This window comes from Pantoea sp. sgz302252, assembly GCF_042610525.1.
Lineage (GTDB): Bacteria > Pseudomonadota > Gammaproteobacteria > Enterobacterales > Enterobacteriaceae > Erwinia.
Map to the genome: position 1 here is coordinate 607,463 of NZ_JBHDVM010000001.1, position 15,581 is coordinate 623,043.

At 52.8% G+C, this 15,581-nt stretch carries 12 protein-coding genes; 1 reads left to right on the plus strand and 11 read right to left on the minus strand.

Annotated elements, in window-relative coordinates; genetic code table 11:
- Window positions 1-37 precede the first annotated feature (37 nt).
- The 11 genes from fimD to ACETPC_RS02835 all read right to left on the minus strand — a co-directional run bounded on the left by fimD (window position 38) and on the right by ACETPC_RS02835 (window position 13,858).
- Window positions 38-2,665 (minus strand): outer membrane usher protein FimD, encoded by a 2,628-nt coding sequence (gene fimD / locus ACETPC_RS02785; protein WP_380178359.1) that lies wholly within the window; start codon window positions 2,663-2,665, stop codon window positions 38-40.
- 53 nt (window positions 2,666-2,718) lie between these two features.
- Window positions 2,719-3,402, minus strand: a complete 684-nt coding sequence (locus ACETPC_RS02790) for a fimbria/pilus periplasmic chaperone (RefSeq protein ID WP_380178361.1) — start codon at window positions 3,400-3,402, stop codon at window positions 2,719-2,721.
- A gap of 29 nt (window positions 3,403-3,431) precedes the next feature.
- On the minus strand, window positions 3,432-3,983 hold the full coding sequence (locus ACETPC_RS02795) for a fimbrial protein (protein WP_380178363.1): 552 nt from the start codon (window positions 3,981-3,983) through the stop codon (window positions 3,432-3,434).
- 64 nt (window positions 3,984-4,047) lie between these two features.
- Window positions 4,048-4,620, minus strand: coding sequence for a type 1 fimbrial major subunit FimA (gene fimA / locus ACETPC_RS02800; protein WP_380178365.1), 573 nt, complete (start codon window positions 4,618-4,620; stop codon window positions 4,048-4,050).
- An 844-nt stretch (window positions 4,621-5,464) separates the two neighbouring features.
- Window positions 5,465-6,844 (minus strand): sugar porter family MFS transporter, encoded by a 1,380-nt coding sequence (locus ACETPC_RS02805; protein ID WP_380178367.1) that lies wholly within the window; start codon window positions 6,842-6,844, stop codon window positions 5,465-5,467.
- Window positions 6,845-6,995: 151 nt separating this feature from the next.
- Window positions 6,996-7,280, minus strand: coding sequence for a VF530 family DNA-binding protein (locus ACETPC_RS02810; RefSeq protein WP_380178369.1), 285 nt, complete (start codon window positions 7,278-7,280; stop codon window positions 6,996-6,998).
- Window positions 7,281-7,367: 87 nt separating this feature from the next.
- Entirely contained in the window at window positions 7,368-8,747 is a 1,380-nt protein-coding gene (locus ACETPC_RS02815; RefSeq protein ID WP_380178371.1) for an NtaA/DmoA family FMN-dependent monooxygenase, read from the minus strand.
- A 20-nt stretch (window positions 8,748-8,767) separates the two neighbouring features.
- The gene (locus ACETPC_RS02820) at window positions 8,768-10,417 is read right to left on the minus strand and encodes a dipeptide ABC transporter ATP-binding protein (protein WP_380178373.1); all 1,650 of its coding nucleotides are present in this window, start codon (window positions 10,415-10,417) and stop codon (window positions 8,768-8,770) included.
- Window positions 10,417-11,298, minus strand: coding sequence for an ABC transporter permease (locus ACETPC_RS02825; protein ID WP_380178375.1), 882 nt, complete (start codon window positions 11,296-11,298; stop codon window positions 10,417-10,419). Before ACETPC_RS02825 ends, ACETPC_RS02820 begins: the two co-directional genes overlap by 1 nt.
- Complete coding sequence (locus ACETPC_RS02830) at window positions 11,295-12,266, minus strand: ABC transporter permease (RefSeq protein WP_380178377.1); 972 nt, start codon at window positions 12,264-12,266, stop codon at window positions 11,295-11,297. Before ACETPC_RS02830 ends, ACETPC_RS02825 begins: the two co-directional genes overlap by 4 nt.
- Complete coding sequence (locus ACETPC_RS02835; RefSeq protein ID WP_380178379.1) at window positions 12,263-13,858, minus strand: ABC transporter substrate-binding protein; 1,596 nt, start codon at window positions 13,856-13,858, stop codon at window positions 12,263-12,265. The genes ACETPC_RS02830 and ACETPC_RS02835 overlap by 4 nt, the downstream gene beginning before the upstream one ends.
- Before the next feature lie 264 nt (window positions 13,859-14,122).
- Here ACETPC_RS02835 and ACETPC_RS02840 point away from each other — a divergent pair, with 264 nt between their 5' ends.
- Window positions 14,123-15,361, plus strand: a complete 1,239-nt coding sequence (locus ACETPC_RS02840; RefSeq protein WP_380178381.1) for an acyl-CoA dehydrogenase family protein — start codon at window positions 14,123-14,125, stop codon at window positions 15,359-15,361.
- Window positions 15,362-15,581: the final 220 nt, after the last annotated feature.

A 15,581-nucleotide genomic window follows, 5' to 3' on the forward strand; every position in this document is an offset into this window, starting at 1 on the left:
CGGGCTATCAGTTTTGCCCGCTGCTTTGAGAAGAGTTTCATCTGCTGTTTTTGCAGTTAAGCGTCAGCCGTACGACCGGCAGCTTTTCGCTATCTGCGGGAAGCGTGTAGGGAATAAAACATTTGCCCAGTTTGCCGCTCCCCCAAACCACTTCCAGCTCTCCTTTACGGCGCACGCCTGTGATATAGACCTCGCCGGTTTCGCCGACAATGCCGGTCGCGCCCGTTGATTTTTCCGTCACCGCCGCACCGAAGGGAACCGGATTGCCATCGTGCGTCAGGTTGAAAATTGCGCGTAGCCCGACGTGAGCCCGGTATTCTGCTCTGACAATAGCGCCTTCCGTTGGCACCACGTCGCGCACGGTGTCGTCGAGATCGGTGTGCATATCCAGACTTTTTACGTCCAGTGCAACTCTGTTGCTGCGGTAAACAGTGGCGTAAGGCATTACCGCATAGCCGCGCCAGTCGGTGCTGACGCCGGTTTCATTTTCAACATGAACGCCTTTTGCTCCCGGTGCTTTAATCAGAACATTGGTATCTCCGAGCGGCTGGCTAAAGGTAACGCCGTTAGCGTGAGCGACAATACCGCCGGAAACATCCCAGTTCACGGCGTGGTCACCCTTGCTATAGCTGTATCCGCCGCTTGCTCTGGCAACCGAGCCTTGCCAGCTGACATTCATACTGCCGCTACTTCCGTTTTGATTATTATGGCTTTGCATAAGGCTGTAATTAAGATTGCCTCCCTGTAGCAGCGTCCCGCTAACGCCCGTTTCTATCTGGGTCATACCATCCTGATCCCGGTTGACCTGCGCGGTGGCATGCATGCTGTTGAGCATTTCGTGCTCGGGCATGTCGTGTCCTAACCAGCGGCCAAAGGGGATGGAGATGTTCAGCGAGATCAGACGATCGCTGCCCGGCATACCTGTGCTACGGCTTAGAGACCAGGCCAGATTGTAATTGATGCCGTGCCAGCCGCTGGAAAGGCCCGCCTGATACCATTCATCATTACCGGTGCTGTTCCAGTAATCCTGACGCGTCGCGCTCAGGCTCAGGGAACCCCAGTCGCTGATTTGCTGCGCGATGTTCAGCTGGAAGCGCCCTTTTTTACTGTTCAGTAGATTGTGGTAACTCACAGGCTCGAAGTGCGGCCCACGCCCGTCCCCGTTATCCTTCCATTGATACTGATAGCCATTCATCGCCTCCCAGGCCGTTTCGCCCAGCGTATAAAAGCCGCGTGTCGAATAGCGATAGCCGAGCAGCCGGAAAGTGGTGCCGTATTGGTTGAGTGATTTGGCGTAGAGAAACCTGACCGACTGGCCGTTGTGGCTACTTCCATCGGCCAGCTCGCTGCGGGCGGAAGTAATATCAGCCGATACGGCGCCCCAGTCGCCAAGGTTGCGCCCTATTCCACCCAGAACTGAAAGGTAATTTTTGGCGATCTGACTACCGCCATAGAGCGTGGTGCCATTAACGAAACCTCTGGCTACCGTACCCTGGACAAACCAGGGAGCGCCCTTACCTGACAGGCCGCTACGATAACGACCAGCAACCAGATCATATTTAGAGCGACCTTCACGCTGCAGCAGCGGAACGGTAGAGTATGGCACGATAAACTTCTGTAGTGCGCCTGCGTCGTTTTTTACCGTAACTTCCAGATCGCCACTGGATGAGGTTGCATTAAGATCGGTAATTTCAAATGCGCCGGACTGGACAATATTTTGATAAATGACGTAACCATTTTGCCGTACCGTAATTTGCGATCGGCCAGATGCGATGCCGCGGATAGTGGGCGCATAGCCCTGCTGACTATTGGGATACATCGCGTCCGAAGAGTAAAGCCGGAGGCCGCGAAACCCGAGGCTATCGTAAATATCGCCTGAACTGCTGCTGTCGCCCATGACCAGTTCGCTTTTAAACGGAATAACGGTGCGCTCGGCATAGGTCGAGATATTTTGCCACTGGCTTTGATGGTAGCCGTTGGCATAATCGGCGTAGTTCCAGGCTCCGTTATTTCTGAATCGCCATGCGCCAATATTAAGACCGCTGGTGAGATTCAAATAATAGCTGCTGCTTTCCCGTCCTTTGCTGCCGGTAAGCGCGTAATTCAGCAGTGCTGCATTGATGCCCTCATCCCACTCTTCTGGCGGAATGTAGCCTTCAACGCTATTTCTTATCGCCGCCTGAGGAAAGGTCAGCGTAAGGCGCTGTGAAGAAAAATCATAATAAGAGGTGGCGCCCGGGAAAATTTTTTCGAAATCCAGGCACTGTTCTTTATCCTGAATAGCTTTAAGCGCGGGCTGGCTTTCCATATTGACGCCCAGACGTTTTAGCCACTCCAGCGTCAGGCATGGGCGCAGGCCCGTACCATCTTTTTTACTCTCCTTGCCCTCGGCCGGAGCGTTATCCGCGACAAAGCGCAGCGCACTGGTCGTTACAAAGGCATCGTTGCGCCAGATATCAACGCGATAAACCCCGGGCAGCTGTCCTGAGCCATTTTCAAAGCGAGCGAGATCGGCGACTTCATTGCCCTCTTTGGACAAAAAGGCCGGATTAAACCAGTCCTGTGCCCGGGCTGAACCTGACAGTGCGACACACACAGCAAGAGCTAAATACCGAAAGCGCGGCAGTTTCTCCTGAATCTGTTTGTTGAATATTGAGTGGCGCATGATCCTGTTCCCGAGCTTTTAAAAGAGAAGATGGCCTGGACCCTTGATCGCGATCAAAGGCCGCCGGTTTGCGGAGCGCTCACTGCGCCATAGTCATTGATCGACTGATAGTGAACCGGGCCTGCAGCGCCTTTTGGTAAGGCGAGCGAGAGCCGGTCAAAAGGTGCGACCATGCTGTTCTTAAGCTTTTTACCCCCAACGCTAATATTGACAAGCGACTGGTAATAAGGGGTCGGGTTTTCAATAAGTAACTTTCCCTGCTGTATCTGAAAATGGATTTTTTGCACCGAGTCCATTTCGCTGAACGGCAGCCCATCGGGACGCATAAAAAGTTTCATTCTGGACAATACGGCCAGCTGGAGCGTATTCGCCCCGCTCAGCTCCTCTTTATTGATGGAGGGGATTGCCTTGACGTTCATCCAGTAAACTTTTTCACGATCTTTCGGCAGTGGCGCACCGATATAAACAATGCGTAAGTTGTTTTCACTTTTTGGGGCGGCAGCAAACAACGGCGGCGTAACAACAAAATCTTTTACCCGCTGCCCATTTTCATCCTCTACCCACGCCTGGATAAGATAGCGCTCGTGGTCATCACTATTGGTCACCGGAATAGAAGCCTGGCTGTCGCTTTCAGCATAAATAATTCTGGTCGCGCCTGGCGCAATACCGCCGGCGTAGACATGTTGACAAACCAGCGCGGCCAGCATTGCTACAGAGAATAACGTTTTTTTCAGCATTATTAATCGACCTGTATTAGAAGGAGTATTTAAGGGTAAGCAATATCTAAGCGGACTTCGCTGTGCAATGTCCCCGGATTTTTCCGTAGAGACGTAGCAAAATAGCGTGCGAAATAATGTAATTCCGTATCCTTACCTTTTTCCTGGCGCACCACTACCGGCGCAGAGTCCGGTAACACCTGTTTTCCTTCAGCGTCCAGAATTAGTAATCCTGGGTTATCGCGCTGACCTGCTTTTCCTGCACTAATTTTTGGCGAATGAGTCAGAAACAGATTCGGCATTTCCGATTTCGCCTCGCCAGAAAAGTGGATGTTAACGCCGCTGATAATTTCACTCTGGCAGTCGGCTAACTTCACCGTAAATGGCGCATTCGCCGGGCTTGACGTTTTATCATAACGGCCCAGTTCAATATGCATATCGTTATTATCAGAGGTGACCCTACAGGCACCCGCAATGACTTTCCCCTGCAGGTGTAACTTTCCGCTTATCATATCGGCATTGTAATTATTCTCCGCCCCATACCCGATACAAGAGGTCAGCACCAGGCCGATAAGCAATAGCGTAATTTCAGGGCGTTTCATAAATTTCAGCTCTAACCAGATAAGAATTCCGCCCGAACATTGCCGGACGGAACAGGCCTGTCGCTTAGTTGTACTGCATAATGAAGTTAGCGTCAGCGTTAGCGTCACCCGCGGTAGCTACGCCTGTTGATTTATATTGTGCCGCAAACTTCAGAATGTTTTCGCCATTCATCAACGTGGTTTTATCGGTGAACGTGGTACCGTCCAGTTTAACAACCTTAGAGGCGTTATCCAGAATTTGAATACCGATGTTAGTTGCCGTACCGTTATTGGAAGATGAGAGATCCTGATCTATTGCCAGCAGGGTTGCATCCTGAGCATCTTCGCGACCAGAGAAGGCAACGGACGCTGCGGATGCCACCGTGGTATCGCAATCTTCCAGTTTAATCTCGAAAGGCACAACTGAACCAAGACTACCAGCCGTTTTAAAATGGTGAGTAGTGTATTCGCCCAGCTTAACTTCCTGATTTTTGGTATCTGTACTGATTGCGCAAGGTGCCGCTACCAGCTTACCTTTAAAGTGCACAGTGCCGCCGTTAACGGTTTGGGTAGTAGTAGGCTGTGATTCAGCATGAGCCACGCCCATACCTAATGCAACAACGGCACCCATAATGACAGCCAGTTTTTTCATTTTCATTTTATATCCCCTAAATTAAATTACCTGGTATGACACAACATAAATTCATGCTTCTTATAGCGAACAGCCCTATGAGAAGCATGCGTTCTCTGGCCTCGCAACGCGAGGTAAGTTTTAATCATTTAATTAATCAGTAAGTTTAATTGTGGCCCGGATGGATTTTGTCAAAGTTAAATCCACGCTGCCTGAATAATTTTGCATTGGGCTAGATTTATTTGTTAAGGACTCCGTTTTTTTAATGCCAACTTTTCTCTTACCTGATTTAAAACATTCTCTCACCACTAAAAAATTTGGTCTGCCCTGAACGCAAGGCAAGTATAAGGACGTCATTTTGGAATGACAATAGGTCCTTTCTCAACATTATATTTTTGTAAATTCAGGATATAACATTATTCTTCAGGCGAACGCTGCATTTTTACTGGTTTTATTTTTCATTATATCAGTAGCTTACAAAAATTTACCTGCACTTTGCAATAGTAGTGTTAAATATAAATAAACTTATATTTAACCTTATAATTACATGGCTCGTTGCTGAATGGTTTAGATAATCCTGGTTGAGGTTAAATGAGAGGTAAATATAAATATCTAAGATGGGGTAAATAACCGGCTGTGCTATTGAAATAATGTAAACCAATCATCAATACAGGTTGCTCTGTTGGTTGACTATTCCGGCCATAGCCAACCCGTTCCCCGACTGTCTATGGCGCAAAAGCACTAAGGTAATTTGCTGCATCTCGCTGAGGAGATCTTATTCAGTAATAGCCATAAAATCGGCAAGTGCCTGGCTACGTGAAATCTGCAAAAAAGCCGCCTGCAAACTTCACAGAGCGGCATAGGGTTTTATTCAGGCACCGATATCACGTAAAGGTTTTCCCTTCATCAGGTTACGTTCGATATGCTCCAGCGTAACGTGTTTCGTTTCCGGCACCAGCCACATCGTTAACAGGATAAACGCCAGATTAAGCGCGGCGTAAAACCAGAAGGTATTGGCGTTGCCAAATTTCTCCAGCATGGTTAAAAAGGTGGCGCCGACAATCATATTGCCCACCCAGTTAGTGGTTGTCGATGCGGTAATACCAAAATCGCGCCCTTTTAACGGCTGGATTTCAGAACAGAGCAGCCACACTACCGGGCCGGCTGCCATAGCGAAGCCAACGATAAAAATCAGCAGCATCGCAATAGCGAAGTATTTTCGAAAATCGGTTTCGACCCCAAGATGCAGCAGCGCGCCCAGAACGCCCATGCCAACCGCCATCACCAGGAAACTGGTGGTAAGCATTGGTTTACGTCCCCAGCGATCCACCAGCCCAATGGCGATTAAGGTTGCCAGCACATTGACCAGACCCACGATCACGGTGCCCCACATCTGCTCACTGGTGCTGGAGAAACCGGCGATGCCGAATATTTTCGGCGCGTAATACATCACCACATTCATCCCGGTAAACTGCTGCATCAGTTGCAACAGCATGCCCAGCCATACCGCACGGCGAAAGTTGCCGTTATTTTTGAATAATGACCAGCCGTGCTGTTTAACCAGCAGGCTTTCCCTGATATCGTCCAGCTCCTGTTTAGCCTGCTCGCTGGTATTGCGAAGCCGGTCAAGCACGCGTTGCGCCTCATTAAATCGCCCGTGCGCAGCCAGCCAGCGGGGACTGTTGGGAAGAAACAGCACGCCGACAAACAGTATCGCCGCCGGGATAGCGATAACACCCAGCATCCAGCGCCAGTTGCCGCTATAGCTGAAGGCGGTATCAGAAAGGTAAGCCACTACGATGCCGGTCGTCAGCATAAGCTGATACAGCGAGATCATGGCCCCACGAATGCGCTCCGGCGCAATTTCGGCAAGATATAAAGGCGCGGTATAGGATGCCACGCCCACTGCCAGCCCAAGCAGGACGCGAGAGAAAATCAGCGATTCTACATCCGGTGAAAGCGCTGACCAAAGCGAGCCGATAATAAACAGCGTTGCTCCGGCCAGCATGCTTTTCTTGCGCCCCAGCTTAGACGACATCCAGCCAGCAGCCAGCGCGCCAATGGCCGCACCAAACATCATCGAGCTGACGACCCATTCCTGTTGATGATTGCTGATGTGCAGGTCTTTTGCCAGAAAAGGCAGCGCGCCTGCAATCACGCCGATATCCAGCCCGAACAGCAGGCCCGAAAGTGCTGCCATCATACAAACAAACCAGGTAAATCGATTCCCCGAAACCTTACTGGCTTTCATGCCCTTCTCCTCGCCATGTCAATTTACATCAAGAATGTTAACTTTATGTAAATAAGCGCGAGGTCGATGTGTTACCGGTCACATTTTCAGGTAAGACAAATGATTGAAAAGTGCTAATTGTCAGATAAGCTTCAGGCGAGAAAAAGGGGCTTTACCCTTCTCTTTTTTTCCAGTTGGCCCACGGGCTGTCCTTTGGCGGTTCCGGTTCGGCATCAGTATCGTTCAACGACTCAATATAAAGCGCCTCTACTTCTGCGCGCGCCCAGGGTGTACGCCGTAAAAACTTCAGGCTGGATTTAACGCTGGGATCGCTCTTAAAGCAGTTGATATTAATGCGTCTGGCCATCTCATCCCAGCCATAGCGGGCAACCAGCGCGTTAATAATGGCTTCCAGCGTAACGCCATGCATAGGATCTTTTGCACCAGGATTAGTCATAACACTCTCTCAATGAAATTAATGCCGCTACCATACGGATTGAATTAACCCGACGCAAATCGGGCATGCAGAGAGTGCCACAGGTGCTTATTTCAAAGAGAGCTTGCGCTGCGGATGAGAAGCCGGCAGCCTGCTTGTTTTGCCAAAGAGTTTTTCGCGCAGCGTGCCTTCCCGATACGCTTGCTGCGCCAGCCCGCGCTTTTGTAAAACCGGCACTACATGCTCAACCCATTCATCCCACCAGCCCAGCGTGGTGACCGGCACCACGTTAAAGCCGTCAACGCCTGCATCAGCGAACTGCTGCACCTTATCGGCAATCTGTTCCGGCGTACCGGCAAAGCGGCCTGGCAATAGCGCATGTTTTAACAGATATTCCCGCCACGTCAGTCCCTTTCCCTTGCCATAATCTGCATCCACGGCGATACGGAACTTCGAACGGACATGCTGGCTGAACTGCTCCTGACGGCTTAGCTCCGTTAACGGCGTATCGGGATCGATACTGGAGAGATCGATGCCTGAACCGCCGCTATAAAATCCCTGCAAGGCGTTGATATCAATATTATCAAACAGATACTGCTGCTTGCGTTTCGCTTCCTCTTCCGTTGAGCCAATAACCGTAGAGAGCATGACTAATTTCTTTAGATCTTCGGGCTGGCGGCCATACTCAACGACGTTCTGATCCAGCAGCGCGATATCTTTCTTTGCGGTTTCTGGCGTTTGTGACGGCAAAAAGGTGACTTCAGCATTACGCGCGGCAAAATGGCGACCGGCCTCAGAGTTACCTGCCTGGAAAAAGACCGGGCTGCGCTGCGGCGACGGTTCGACGATATGCGGACCTTCAACGCGATAGCGTTTGCCGACGTGGTTAATCTTGTGAATTTTGTCGGCATCAAAAAAGCGGTTGCTGGCCGGGTCATGCAGCACGGCCCCTTCTTCCCAGGAAAGTTCCCACAGCTTATAAGCCACGTCCAGATACTCTTGCGCCCACTCATAGCGATCGTCATGAGCGACGATATCTTCGAAACCGTAATTACGAAAGCCGTTCGACAAATAAGAGGTCACGATATTCCAGCCGATACGCCCATGAGTGAATTCATCCAGCGAGGAGATTTGCCGGGCAAAAGAAAAAGGATGGGCCTGAATAACGTTACTGGTGATAACCAGCCCTAAATGCTTCGTCACCGCGCCCAGCGCCGAGAGAATAGTCATGGGATCGGGTTCCGGAAACTGCGTGCCGGCGCGGATAGTGGTTTTGCCATCGCCATATTCGCTGTCATAGACGCCAACAACATCAGCGATAAATAAAGTATCGAACAGCCCTTTTTCCAGCGTTTTTACCGTTTCCAGGTAAGCGCTGAGTTTGTTATAGCCATATTGCACCTGGCCTTCCGGCGTTCGCCAGTACCCATGGCTGTGGTGATTAGGGGTCAGGTGCAGAAAACCGTTATAGATAAGTTCGCGTGTCATGTTCGCTCCGTTTTCGTTATTCAGGCAACGTCAACCGCACCCAGTCGGGGCAGCGAGGCAACTAACTTTTGGGTATAAGGATGGCGTGGCTGGTAAAAGACCTCATCAGCGTTGCCCTGTTCGATCGCTTTGCCGTTTTGCATTACCAGCACTCTGTCGCTCATATGATGAATCACGCCAAGGTCGTGCGAGATAAACAGATAACTCACGCCAAGCTGGGTCTGCAGGTCGCTAAGTAAATCGAGGATTTGGGCCTGTACGGTGACATCCAGCGCCGAGACTGCTTCGTCAAGCACGATAATTTCAGGATGTGTTGCGATAGCCCGGGCAATGGCTACGCGCTGGCGCTGACCGCCAGACAGGCGAGCAGGCCGCTGATGCAGATGTCCGGCATGCAGCCCAACGGACTCCAGCAGGCCAATCGCCCTTGCCTCTGCGCTTTGCGTGGCAGGATGGCGATCCAGGCTTATTGCATCCAGTAAGATATCCCTGACGCGCCAGCGAGGATCGAAGGAAGACAAGGGATCCTGATAAACCACGGCAATACGACGCCGGATAGCTCGTTGTTCCGCGCCCGAAGCATTACTCCAGGCCTGGCCGCGAAACAATACTTCGCCACGATCGGGCGTAGTCAACGCCAGCGCAATGCGAGACAGCGTGGTTTTTCCCGAGCCGGATTCGCCGACGATCCCCAGCGTTTCACCGCGTCTTAGCTGAAATGAGATATCCTCGACGGCGGTATACTGGCCGAAACGTTTAAATATATGGCGTGCTTCCAACAAAACTTCCGACGAGTCTGCGAAAGAGGCAACGCGTGGCGTTAACAGGACAGGCTCGCTCTCCGACAGGCGCTGCCCTTTGGTACGTTCGCTGGGAATAGCTTTGATCAGGCCCTGAGTGTAGGGATGACGAGGCTGCCTGAGCACCTCTTCAGCCGAACCCGCTTCAACAATACTGCCGCCCTTCATCACCAGAATATGGTCGGCGATCTTCGCTACCACCGCGAGGTCATGGCTGATCAGAATAATGCTGGTACCGCGCGCCCGCATCTGTTTCAGCACCTCCAGAACCTGCGCCTGCACCGTGACGTCCAGCGCCGTAGTCGGTTCATCAGCAATCAAGATATCCGGATGCAAAGCGATGGCGGAGGCGATCAACGCGCGCTGCCGCAGACCGCCGGAAAGCTCTCCCGGCCGCTGGCTGGCCCGTAACGCTGCCTGAGGCACGCCGACCTCTTCCAGCAGGCTGAGCACTTTAGCCTGTCGGCTGGCGCGCGTTCCCCAATTGTGCAGAGTTAATGCTTCGGCAATCTCTTTCCCCACCGGGCGCAAAGGATCCAGCGAAACCAGCGCGTCCTGCAGGATCAGGCCAACCTTACTGCCGCGCACGCGCCGCCACCATTTCTCACTGCGATTGAGCAACGTCTCGCCCTGCAAAGTTAACGCATCCGCCTCTACGTGCAGCTGTTCCCCAGCCAGACCCACCAGCGACCTTGCCGTCACGCTTTTGCCCGAACCGGATTCCCCTACTAATGCGATACATTGCCCACGATAAAGGTCGAAGCTGACATTTTTAACGATATGATGCGGCGCGGTACTGTCGCCAAAAGTCCGGATATTCAGATTGCGCGCCTCGATTATTTTATCGCCATAGCGATTTGTTATGCTCATCAGCGTTTATCTCCTTCAGCGCGCTGCTGGATATAGCGCCCAAGCTGAGTGAATGAGAGCGCCACCAGCACAATGGCGATGCCGGGAAGAACTTCCAGCCACCAGCCCACGGTGACGTTGATTTTGCCTGCCTCCAGCAGCGCGCCCCATTCCGGAGACGGCGGGCTAACGCCCAGCCCCAAAAAGGAAAGCCCGGAAGCCCAAACCACGGACTGCCCGATGCCCAGGGCGACCAGAGAAAAAAGCGGACGAAATACGTTGGGAACGATGTGCTGTAGAAACAGCCTGTGCCAGGAATGCCCAAGCGCGCGGGCCGCTTCTACATAGCCTGAACTGTTGGTCTTTAAGGCCTGCGCACGCACCAGACGTGCGTAACCCGGCGCCGTGCCGATACCGACCGAAATCAGTAAACTGCTGGCGGAAGGCCCAAGCAAAGCCACAAACAGCAGCGCCAGCAGCAGCACAGGAAAAGCCAACAAAATTTCCAGCAGGCGATTAACCGTTTCGGTCAGCCAGCGCGGCCCCAGCGCGGCGCTGAATCCCAGCAGGATGGCGCCGCTGAGCGCGATGCCCATTGCCCCTGTCCCTATCAACAAAGACTGGCGAGTGCCCCAGATAATACGGCTATAAAGATCGCGCCCGATATCATCAGTGCCCAGCCAGTGCGCCAGCGAGGGCGGCGCCAAAGCGTGCGAAAGATCGATGGCAAGGGGATCGTGAGTGGCTAAAAGCGCAGGTGCCAACGCAGCAACAACAAAAAAAAGCGCCACGATAGCCGACAAGAGAGCCGCGAGCGGAACGGCTGCCGCGCTGTCGCCCAGCCGCTGCGCTAACGAAGGCTTCGCTTTCGTTGCCGAATAATCGGAAATTTGGGTTGTCATGACTGGCCTCGCAGTCTGGGATCGGCCAGCAGATAAAGCAGATCGACCACCAGGTTGATAGTGATATAGAGAAAACTAATGAGGATGACGATGCCGGAAACCAGGGCAAAATCTTTGTTGCTGACCGCATTGACCAGCACGCTGCCCAGACCGGGACGCGCGAAAACGGCTTCTACCAGCACTGCGCCCGACAGCAGATTGCCGATAGCCCAGCCGCTTAAGGTAATCGCGGGAATTAACGCGTGACGCAGTACATGTCGCGCGCGAACGCCTGCCAGACTCATGCCGCGCGCCCGCGCCGAAAGCACAAACGGCTCCTGCATACCGCGCTCAAACTCGTCGCGAATTGTCTGGCCGATAAAGCCCGCCAGCGGAATAGCCAAAGTCACTGCTGGCAAAACAGTGCCTGAAAAGCGGCTACCGCCGACAACGGGAAACCAGCGCAGCCCAATAGCAAAGACAATCAGCAGCAGAATGCCGATCCAGTATTGCGGCAGTCCGGCCATTACCGTTTCGACAGCAGAACCAAACGCGCCCAGACGACGGCTGCGTCCCGCCGTGAAGAGTGTCCAGGGAATAGCGATAAGCCAGGCCAGCAGCAGCGCCGCAATAGCCAGCGTAAAGGTAGGAAGAAGCTGCCCGCCGATAATATGTGCCACCGGGCGTTGCAGTTCGAATGAGAACCCAAAATCGGCGTGCAGAAGCTGCCAGAAGTAATGCAGATATTGTTGCCACAGCGGCAGGTCGAAACCATAAAGTGCGTTGATCGGTGCCAGCTCTTCAGGCGTCCGTTCAATCACCTGGCCGGAAGTGATATTCAGCAGGATGGTCGCGCGATCGCCAGGTAAAACGGCAAGAACCATAAAAGTGACCGTAATTGTTCCCCAAAGCACAAACAGCGCTGAAGCCGCGCGAAAGGCAACCCGGCGCGCCAGGATTGCTATAGGATGCTGTTCAGGCGTACTCATAGCTTCTCCTTCACGAAATAAGCATCGTTAAAGTTCAGCAGTCCATTGCCCCGCTCCTGCCAAAGCCCACGAAGGTTATTGGCAATGGCAACGTTATAGGTGAAGTTGTAGGCACCAATAGCGATTGCCTGGTCGTCAAACCAGCGCTGCAGTGCGGCAAACTTCTGCTGGCGAGTAGCCGGATCTGGTTCACGCTGCGCGTCAAGTATTTGCGCTTCAATCTGCGGGTCGTTAAAAAAGCTGGTGTTATTGCCATTGAACGCGCCGTTAAGGGCATGGTTGTAAACAATGTCGAGGATGCCGGGCGACGGCCATACCCAATAGCCAAAGCTGATCTCCTTGTCCTGCGGGCGCGAGCGTGCGCCGGCAAAGCCTTCTGTTTGCGTTAGCGGAATAAGATCAAGCTTGATGCCAACCTGTTTTACCTGCGCCTGTGCCGCCTGCAGCATCAGCACGCCTTCCCGATCGATAATGGCCTGAATAAAAGGCAGCCGGGCCTCCAGCCGCGTGCCGTTTTTAAGCCGATAGCCCTCTGCATCGCGCTCGCGCCAGCCAGCCTCATCCAGCAGCTGATTAGCTTTTGGCACATTCAGGGAATAACGATTGTCCACGTTAAGATAGAGCGGCGTGCTTTTACTCAGCGAACCATTGCCCTCATAAGGAACCGCTCCCTTAAAAACGGTGCTGACAATTTGTTTACGGTCAAGCGCATAAGCAAAAGCCTGGCGAACCCGCCTGTCGGTAAACGGGCCGCGCTGAACGTTAAAGGAGAAAGCCTGCGGCCGTCCGGTCGCCACATAGGCAAGCGTCTGATAGTCACGCTGTAACCTTTGCCACTGAACCGATGGCGGTTGATAGATGGCATCGGCACCGCCGCTGACTAATGCGCCCCAGCGCGTAGTGGCGTCAGGCACGAATTTCCATTCCAGGTGTTTAATGTAGGCCGGGCCGTTGTGATGGGCTTCAGGCGGCGCCCAGTGGTAATCATCGTTACGCACAAAGCTGATCCCCTCGCCTCTGACCCAGCGCGCTACTTTCCACGGCCCGGTCCCGACCGGCCGCAAGCACTTTTGTTCGCTACTGTTGTGTGCCAGCGAATCGGGAGACTGAAACCCATAGTGGCCGTTGGCCAGGATGTTATAAATTTCCGGATTGGGTTCGGACAGATGCAGCGCAACGCTATACTCATCAACACGCGTAAATCCGGTCATATAGGTAAAGCCATGCCAGCCAATACCTTTTTGCCATGCGCTGTAATTAGCAATAACCGCATCGGCATTAAATTTGTCGCCGTCCGTAAATTTCACATCGTGACGCAGATTAAAAATAATAGTTTTGCGATCCGCAGATTCATGCCAGCTGGTTGCCAGCCAGGGACGTATTTTCCCCCGATCGTAACTGACTAAATAATCGAAAACCTGGCGTGATAAATAGGCCTGCTGAACCCAGCCGCCCCACAGGCACGGTGGTTCCTGTTCGTGTAGATAAGTTAGCGTATCGTCGTGCCCGGCTGCCATTGCGCCCTGATGCAGCATAGCGCAGCCTGCTACCGCCAGCGAAAGACTAAATCGCCCTGGAGATATTGCCAGCATATTTTTCCCTTGTGGTGATAATTTGATTTAACGTGGTTCTGTTTTCAGGATTCTTCGTCCCAATATATATTTACCTTTCGAATAGAACACGAAATGACCCGTGGACAAATAACAATAATGAGAGTGGATATAACGAATGCGGTTATCAGGCTGGCTATTTTAAAACCCATTAAGTGAAATAACTTAGCTAAAAAAAACATTATCTGGCGGATTGCCGGAGTGACATTATGGCGACGCGTAAACTCGTTCTCAGGAGGAATAACAGTGTCGCAAATAGATGCAGGCTGGGGCGCTGGCCCCTCGGAAAGATATGAAAGGCTGGCAGAAAAATTTCGCCCGCTATGGCAAAAAATACGAGCGGGCGCCATCACGCGTGAGCTGCAACGGCAATTGCCGCTGGAACAGATTGAGTGGCTGAAACAGAGCGGGTTTACCGCACTGCGCCTGCCGGAAAGCGCAGGCGGTTACGGCGCCACGCTGCCGGAACTGTTTAACCTGCTGATTGAGCTGGGTGAAGCGGACTCCAATCTGGTGCAGGCAATTCGTGGCCATCTGGGCTTTGTGGAAAGCGTGCTTAATCATACCGACGACAATTATCGCCAGAAGTGGCTGCCGCGGCTGGCGCGTGGTGAACTTGTTGGCCCGGCATGGAGCGAAACCGGCGATGCCCGGCAGGCGGAGTTCTCTACCCGGCTACAGCGCAGCGGCGATCGCTGGCAGCTAAACGGCAGAAAGTTCTATACCACCGGCTCGCTCTATGCTGACTGGATAGATATCGGTATAAGCGACGCAACAGGCAAATCGGTAAGGGTAACGCTTGCAAAAAATGCGCCCGGGGTTAGCGTGCTGGATGACTGGAATGGTTTCGGCCAGACCTTAACCGCCAGCGGCACGGCGATATTTGATAAGGTGCCAGTGGAAGACGACGATATTAATGAAAGCTCGCGTTTTAAGTATGCGCCGGCTTTTTTCCAGCTGGTGCATCTTGCTACCCTTGCCGGACTGGGCCGTGCGCAAAGCAGCGAAGTGGCGGAGCTGGTCGCCTCGCGCAAACGAACCTACAGTAACGGCAACGCGCCACGAGCTGCCCAGGATGCGCAAATTTTACAGGTCGTCGGACGCCTGCGTGGCGCAGCCTATAGCAGCGGTGCGATAGTATTGCAGGCCGCTAACGCGCTGGAAAGGGCCTGGGCGGCACAGAACGGCGATGAGCAGCAGGAAAGTCAGGCAATCGCCATTGCCGAGCTGGAGGTTTCGCAATCGCTTAACGTCGTCACGGATTTACTGATTAGCTCTTCCTCGACCTTGTTTGATGCCCTTGGCGCTTCGGCCACCCTTAAACCTCTGGCGCTGGATCGCTTCTGGCGCAATGCGCGCACCCTTTCCTCCCATAATCCGCGTATCTATAAAGATCGCATCGTCGGAGATTTTGCCGTAAACGGCACGCTGCCCCCGGAGCAGTGGCGCATAGGCGTGGCAGATGAGCAAACTATTCCGGCTTGATAAGTCGCTGGTGCCAGCGACACCAGGAACGAATGCGCTGCAAACTTTTGCAGCGCAGAGTTGGCCTAACTGTCAGCTTACCCGCAACAATGCTGTATTAACGTAAAGGCTTTCTCTTTCAGGTGGCGCAGCGCGCACTTTTCGTAACTTCTCCTCAAACTTTCGCCAGTTCTGCCGATATCTGGTGACAGACAGGCTTTGTAGCCTGCTCTTTTATTTT

Coding starts and splice junctions, on each gene's coding strand:
- fimD (WP_380178359.1), bottom strand. CDS start 2,665: ATGCGCCACTCAATATTCAACAAACAGATTCAGGAGAAACTGCCGCGC.
- ACETPC_RS02790 (WP_380178361.1), bottom strand. CDS start 3,402: ATGCTGAAAAAAACGTTATTCTCTGTAGCAATGCTGGCCGCGCTGGTT.
- ACETPC_RS02795 (WP_380178363.1), bottom strand. CDS start 3,983: ATGAAACGCCCTGAAATTACGCTATTGCTTATCGGCCTGGTGCTGACC.
- fimA (WP_380178365.1), bottom strand. CDS start 4,620: ATGAAAATGAAAAAACTGGCTGTCATTATGGGTGCCGTTGTTGCATTA.
- ACETPC_RS02805 (WP_380178367.1), bottom strand. CDS start 6,844: ATGAAAGCCAGTAAGGTTTCGGGGAATCGATTTACCTGGTTTGTTTGT.
- ACETPC_RS02810 (WP_380178369.1), bottom strand. CDS start 7,280: ATGACTAATCCTGGTGCAAAAGATCCTATGCATGGCGTTACGCTGGAA.
- ACETPC_RS02815 (WP_380178371.1), bottom strand. CDS start 8,747: ATGACACGCGAACTTATCTATAACGGTTTTCTGCACCTGACCCCTAAT.
- ACETPC_RS02820 (WP_380178373.1), bottom strand. CDS start 10,417: ATGAGCATAACAAATCGCTATGGCGATAAAATAATCGAGGCGCGCAAT.
- ACETPC_RS02825 (WP_380178375.1), bottom strand. CDS start 11,298: ATGACAACCCAAATTTCCGATTATTCGGCAACGAAAGCGAAGCCTTCG.
- ACETPC_RS02830 (WP_380178377.1), bottom strand. CDS start 12,266: ATGAGTACGCCTGAACAGCATCCTATAGCAATCCTGGCGCGCCGGGTT.
- ACETPC_RS02835 (WP_380178379.1), bottom strand. CDS start 13,858: ATGCTGGCAATATCTCCAGGGCGATTTAGTCTTTCGCTGGCGGTAGCA.